This window comes from Pectobacterium brasiliense (assembly GCF_013449685.1).
GTDB lineage: Bacteria > Pseudomonadota > Gammaproteobacteria > Enterobacterales > Enterobacteriaceae > Pectobacterium > Pectobacterium brasiliense_A.
This window is the reverse complement of the sequence record NZ_JACDSF010000058.1, coordinates 1-5,344: the sequence shown is the minus strand read 5'-3', so window position 1 is coordinate 5,344 and position 5,344 is coordinate 1. Positions and strand designations below refer to the sequence as shown.

The 5,344-nt window shown below is 49.9% G+C and carries 5 protein-coding genes and 3 pseudogenes; 2 read left to right on the top strand and 6 right to left on the bottom strand.

Translation table 11 applies throughout. The features are described 5' to 3' along the window. Nucleotides 1–94: 94 nt before the first annotated feature. Nucleotides 95–676 (top strand): annotated as a pseudogene (locus H0248_RS19235) (recombinase family protein). Here H0248_RS19235 and H0248_RS19230 read toward each other — a convergent pair. Continuing rightward, nucleotides 670–747 (bottom strand): annotated as a pseudogene (locus H0248_RS19230) (IS1 family transposase); the annotation flags it as partial. The pseudogenes H0248_RS19235 and H0248_RS19230 overlap by 7 nt on opposite strands. Nucleotides 748–795: 48 nt before the next feature. On the opposite strand from H0248_RS19230, the gene H0248_RS19225 reads away from it, so the two are divergent. Continuing rightward, on the top strand, nucleotides 796–1,248 hold the full coding sequence (locus H0248_RS19225; RefSeq protein WP_057393711.1) for an acyltransferase: 453 nt from the start codon (nucleotides 796–798) through the stop codon (nucleotides 1,246–1,248). A gap of 31 nt (nucleotides 1,249–1,279) precedes the next feature. Here the strand turns inward: H0248_RS19225 and H0248_RS19220 are convergent, their stop codons facing one another. From H0248_RS19220 to H0248_RS19200, 5 genes and pseudogenes are all read right to left on the bottom strand, one after another. After that, nucleotides 1,280–2,812, bottom strand: coding sequence for a flavin-containing monooxygenase (locus H0248_RS19220; protein WP_180787130.1), 1,533 nt, complete (start codon nucleotides 2,810–2,812; stop codon nucleotides 1,280–1,282). Beyond that, a complete protein-coding gene (locus tag H0248_RS19215) occupies nucleotides 2,809–3,078 on the bottom strand; it encodes a SemiSWEET transporter (RefSeq protein ID WP_180787129.1) in 270 nt (89 codons plus the stop codon). Before H0248_RS19215 ends, H0248_RS19220 begins: the two co-directional genes overlap by 4 nt. Before the next feature lies 1 nt (nucleotide 3,079). Next, nucleotides 3,080–4,096 (bottom strand): Gfo/Idh/MocA family protein, encoded by a 1,017-nt coding sequence (locus tag H0248_RS19210; RefSeq protein WP_180787128.1) that lies wholly within the window; start codon nucleotides 4,094–4,096, stop codon nucleotides 3,080–3,082. Further along, the gene (locus H0248_RS19205) at nucleotides 4,093–4,926 is read right to left on the bottom strand and encodes an HAD-IIB family hydrolase (RefSeq protein WP_180787127.1); all 834 of its coding nucleotides are present in this window, start codon (nucleotides 4,924–4,926) and stop codon (nucleotides 4,093–4,095) included. Before H0248_RS19205 ends, H0248_RS19210 begins: the two co-directional genes overlap by 4 nt. Continuing rightward, a pseudogene (locus H0248_RS19200) lies at nucleotides 4,910–5,323 on the bottom strand (DegT/DnrJ/EryC1/StrS family aminotransferase); the annotation flags it as partial. The pseudogene H0248_RS19200 and the gene H0248_RS19205, both read right to left, overlap by 17 nt. Between the last annotated feature and the right edge of the window lie 21 nt (nucleotides 5,324–5,344).

Sequence of the window (5,344 nt, the reverse complement as noted above, 5' to 3'; positions counted from 1 at the left end):
GCATAACTCGGACTGAGTTCCCTTCGAGTGATCTACTATTTGGCGAAGCTATTTAGAGAGTAGTTGTCCGATATTCGATTTAAGGTACATTTTTATGCGACTTTTTGGTTATGCGCGGGTCTCTACCAGTCAGCAGTCTCTCGATATTCAGATCGGGGTGCTCAGAGACGCTGGGGTGAAAGCCAATCGTATATTTACAGATAAAGCATCAGGCATCTCTACCGACAGAGACGGTCTGGACATGCTGCGAATGAAGGTGGACGAAGGCGACGTCATATTGGTAAAAAAACTCGACCGTCTTGGTCGCGACACTGCTGATATGATTCACCTGATAAAAGCATTCGATACTCAAGGCGTTGCAGTCCGGTTCATTGATGACGGGATTAGCACCGACGGACCAATGGGACAAATGGGACAAATGGTGATCACTATTCTTTCAGCTGTAGCACAGGCCGAACGCCAAAGAATTCTTGAGCGCACTAATGAAGGCAGGCAGTAGGCGAAACTTAAAGGCGTCAAATTCGGACGCAAGCGAAGTGTAGACAGGGATGCCGTTCTGGAACTCCATCAGAAAGGTATTGGTGCAACTAATATTTCTCATCAACTCAGTATTGCACGTTCCACTGTCTATAAAATTCTCGAAGAGCAGAATCGGGTTGTGACTTCAACTTACTGATAATGTTTTGTGTTCAGATAATGCCCAATGGCTTTGTCATGCAGTTCCACCGATTTTGAGAACGACACTGACCACAACAATTCCAGTATGGGTGATCAGTATTTGAAGGAAGTGTTTATATGAAATTTATGGAATGTGCTGTTCGGGATGTGATTTACGGAACCAATGTCCGTATTGTCAAACCGGCCAACATTTATGAATGTGAACTCCGGGATAACGTGTTTGTCGGCCCCTTCGTTGAGATACAGAAAGGCTGTCTCATTGGCAGTGGAAGCCGGATCCAGTCGCACACGTTTATCTGTGAAAACGTAACACTGGGTGAGAACTGTTTCATTGGCCATAACGTGACGTTCGCCAACGACCTTTTCAGGTCTGGAGCGCCGGACCCGTCACCGGATAACTGGATCACCATTTCCCTGGGGGATTCGGTTACTATAGGCAGCGGAGCCACCATTCTGTCACCATATATCTGCAGCGGGACCGTCATTGGCGCGGGTGCTGTTGTGGTTAAACCGATAGAAATCAAAGGTATTTATGCAGGAAACCCGGCGAGGCTGATTAGATCATTATGAAAAAGAAAAGGGCCGGTAAAGGCCCTTTTTATCAGAGGTAGGTCTGCGAATACGGCAGATGTACAGAAAGCGACTGCCGAGGATCGGTTTCCAGCGCCGCCTGGTATTCAGCGTCAGTGATATCACCTTTTTTCAGCAAATAACCGAGTGCATCGTTTCCCAGTCCTGACAGTATGCGTATTCTGGCGGCCCGGAAATCAAACAGGCTGTCCATCATACCCGGCTCCGGAGCTGCGGGAGAACTGGCCAGATAGGCAGGTTTGACCACACTGCTGATAATGTTCCAGTATCGGGAAAAGTCGCGGGCTGGATCCGGGAGAAGGCCCGCCAGCAGTCCAATCCGGATGGTTTCCAGCCAGCTGTCATAAAAGCGCTTAACATGAAGTGAAGCCATGTGCTCAGCGCACCATTTGCGCATGGCTTCTTTTTCAGGAAGAGGCGACTCTCCGGAGAATACGTTGATGACCCACTGGCTGATGATGTCAAAATAGGGGAACGCGGCCCCGAAACCGGCAGTATCTACCGGCGGATTTATGACGGCCAGCGAAGGATCTTCCGTCCAGAAAAAGTGCTCATACAGCTGTGCCCTGTCAAACTCCGGAATGAACGAATAATCAGGCATTTCATAGCCGGTGCAGGTAATGATGACATCATATTTTTCCTGCGTTGCATCGACGAACTCAATCTCCCCTTCGCCGGTGAAACGCTCTGCCTGGGGTTTAACTTTTATCAGACCGGCGGCCACATTCGGTATGATTTTTTCGTTAACATGCACCGCGTTATTGTTCGCCATGTCGGGCAACAAACCGGATGCTCGGTAGGTCTGCATGTAGTCAGGCATCGTGGTATCGAGATAACTGACAAAATCTGCATAACTCAAGTGACTCAGCAGACACCGGCCCAGATAGGAATGCATCATGTCGTTCGGACCCGTCCGGAATTGTCTTGGCAGATACAGCCCCATCTTTTTAACGGACAGACTGACGCTTCTGGCAAAGGGAACAAGGTCTGAGGCAATATCCGCCCCGCTGACACCACCGCCTATGATGAGGATATTTTTCCCTTTAAATATCTCCGGCTCCTGATAATCCTTGGATGTGATCAGCGTGCCGGAGAAGTGTTCCGCACCCGGCAGGGTAGGCCGGCGAGGTTGCCAAAGTTCCCCTGTTGCAATGATGACCCGGTCAAAAATCTCTTCCCGGTCATTTCCTGCAGAGGTGCTGCGAATAACCCAGTGCCCGGAGTCTTTTCTGAGTGCAACCACTTCAGTATTAAGCCGGGTAGACGCACGGAGGGCATCCTCTCCGGTCACCGCCGAAAGATATGCGAATACCTGCGCCACACCCGGAAATTCATCAATATTGCCTGGGGGAAAGTCAGTATAATGGAATGCATAATGGGAGTTTTGCATACAGGCATTACGGTAAGCTCCACCACTCCAGGGGTTCCAGATCCCCCCAATATGGGCATTTTTCTCAAACAGAACCACGGAGTGCCCCGCCTTAATCGCATTACGGGCAGAAATGATGCCGGCAGGTCCTGCGCCGATGATCGCAATATTCATACGTGTTTTTTCCTGCGGTTGAGAAGTGTCATTACCAGCACCGGTGCAGCCAGAAACAGTGTGACAATATTTGCGGCCAGTACGGCAAAATCAGATCGCAGAATGCCATATGCTATCCATGCAATTACACCTGTCAGGAACATGATATACATAACAACGGAGATACCTTCGGTGTTGCGTGTCCGGAGCGTTTTGATGCTCTGGGGAGCGAACGCAAACGTCGTGAAAAATGCGGCAAACAGCCCAGTTAAAAGAATGGAGTCCATATCAGAATGCCTCAATTATTTCCTGTATATGAAGGCCGGATGACAGATCCGCCAGCTTCGGGGCTGCGTGGCCATATTTAATAAGGGCACACCAGTCGTCATGAAGGTGAATAAACGAATCAGACCAGAACGGAAGCTCCCGTGGTGGATCGGGTAAACGCTTTTGGCCGTCGAAGCCCACGGTTTCCGCGTCCGTCTCATTAAACAGGACCAGGAGCAGACTGTTTTCATGATGAGTTGAATATCTGATTTCACCCTTTTCAAACACGAGCTGCATATGCAGCCCCAGATCCTGCCCTGTTTCCGATTTACTGGCATGAATTCTGAAATAAGCCCCTTTCTCTGAGCTGCCCATCACATAGCCGTTATCATCCACTTCAACTCGGCCATCTGATTTTGCACCCACTCGCGTACCCTTCACCGTCCTGATCCCATCAACCACAACCGGGCTTTCCCCTATAAAACAAAATAAATCAAGCAGATGACAGGATAAGTCGCCCAGAGCTCCGCTGCTTTTGCTCTGCCGTGCAGAGTCACGCCAGGTCAGGTGATGGCGGGTCAGTGCAGAATTTTTATTAAACTCTGCTGAGAAGAAATGCAGTTCACCTAAATCCCTCTCATTTCTCAGACGCATCATCGTGTCGATAACACGGTTATACCGGTAGTTAAAAGACACGATACTGCCTTGTGGGGCAATTTCCTGAAGATACTGTGCTGAGTTCAGATCCGTTGAGAGGGGCTTTTCACACACAAAAGGGAGCTGTTTGTAGCGAAGTACTTCCTCTGCCACGCTGACGTGGAGATGGTTTGGTGTGCAGATAACGAAACCCTCACTGACTCCGGCAAGCTGCTTCAGATCCTGGCAGCATATCACCGGCACGGTGCTGATTTCGCTGAGTAGCCGCACGTTATCTGCACTCACATCGTACAGGGCCAGTCCGGTGACCAGCGGATTCAGACAAAGTGCACTGACATGGGCGCGGGCAATCCCCCCACAGCCTACAATTCCGATGATCATCCCTGTAGCTCCTTAAGTACGTTAAGTATCCCGTGGCAGTAAGCAGCGTTCAGGCTGCTGCCATACTGTCTGATCGCGAACGGGTCCGCATTCCCCACCAGATAGCCTCTTCCGGCCTGTGCAAACATGGCAAAATCATTCGCACTGTCACCAAAGGCAATAATGGCTTCTTTCGGCAGCGCGGTTTCCTCCATCAGAAAAGACACTGCCTGATCCTTACCACAACAGAGGGGGATAAATTCAACGTCATAACAGTCAGGGGGATCTCCTGCCGCCGGGTTACAGCGGGTAAAAACGACACGAATTCCTCGTTCGTCAGCCAGAGCCTGGATGGTGGCAAAATCGACGGCCATCGAAGCTCCCTCAGGGTAGTAATAGCTCACTTTAAAGGGGCCCTGATAATCCTCCGGTTGTCTCTGCAGGGGCATCCCTTTGCCCATCAGGATCCTAACCAGGCTGTTGACGTTCTGAAGGCTGTAGCCTGAACGGCGTATCCGCTCTGCCCAAGTTTCTGAGGGTCTAAGCCTGCCATTTTTGACCCAGTAAAATTCGGTGCCGAGACTGCAGCAGATAAAGTGAGGGCTTCGAGAAATATAGCCCCTGGATTTTCGCCAGGCCGAATCCAGATTTGTGCCTGTGATCCAGCCAGCGAGAATGCCCTTTTCTTCTGCATGGGATGTAATATAGGACTCCAGCAGTTCAACCCCTCCCAGTGCCTTTTTTTCGGTGTCCGAAGGAATATAAGTTTCATCAAGGTCACAGCACACTATCGTGCGAATTACTGTCGGGAGCGGAAATTCAACCGGCCAGTCTTTATTTAAAATAGTCATGCAATACCCCGGTAATAATGTTCTGCTCCTGGAACGACATATGGTTATGCAGTGGCAGATGGAATAATGCAGAATGTATTCTTTCAGAAGCACTGAACTGCTCCCGACGGGAATATCCGGTAGCCAGCGGATGTTCTCCGCAATGTGAAAGGACGGGATAATAAATATCTAACTCCACACCCCTTTCACGCGCAAAGGCGAAGAGAGAATCACGCTCGCCCTGGCAGAGCAGAACCGGGAAAAGATGCCATGTATTCTGAAGGATATCTGACGGAAGTGTCATTTTATGTGACAGGTCTGCCAGTAACAGATGGTAACGGGCTGCAAGCAGGCAGCGTTTTCTGGCATTATTCTCAAAGTGGCGAAGTTTGACACTAAGCGTGGCAGCCTGCAGGGACCCTGTAAATCATTCTGTGTA

What these genes read in the sequence shown, in the direction of transcription:
- H0248_RS19215 (WP_180787129.1), bottom strand. Translation starts at nt 3,078, where the DNA reads ATGGACTCCATTCTTTTAACTGGGCTGTTTGCCGCATTTTTCACGACG.
- H0248_RS19220 (WP_180787130.1), bottom strand. Translation starts at nt 2,812, where the DNA reads ATGAATATTGCGATCATCGGCGCAGGACCTGCCGGCATCATTTCTGCC.
- H0248_RS19210 (WP_180787128.1), bottom strand. Translation starts at nt 4,096, where the DNA reads ATGATCATCGGAATTGTAGGCTGTGGGGGGATTGCCCGCGCCCATGTC.
- H0248_RS19225 (WP_057393711.1), top strand. Translation starts at nt 796, where the DNA reads ATGAAATTTATGGAATGTGCTGTTCGGGATGTGATTTACGGAACCAAT.
- H0248_RS19205 (WP_180787127.1), bottom strand. Translation starts at nt 4,926, where the DNA reads ATGACTATTTTAAATAAAGACTGGCCGGTTGAATTTCCGCTCCCGACA.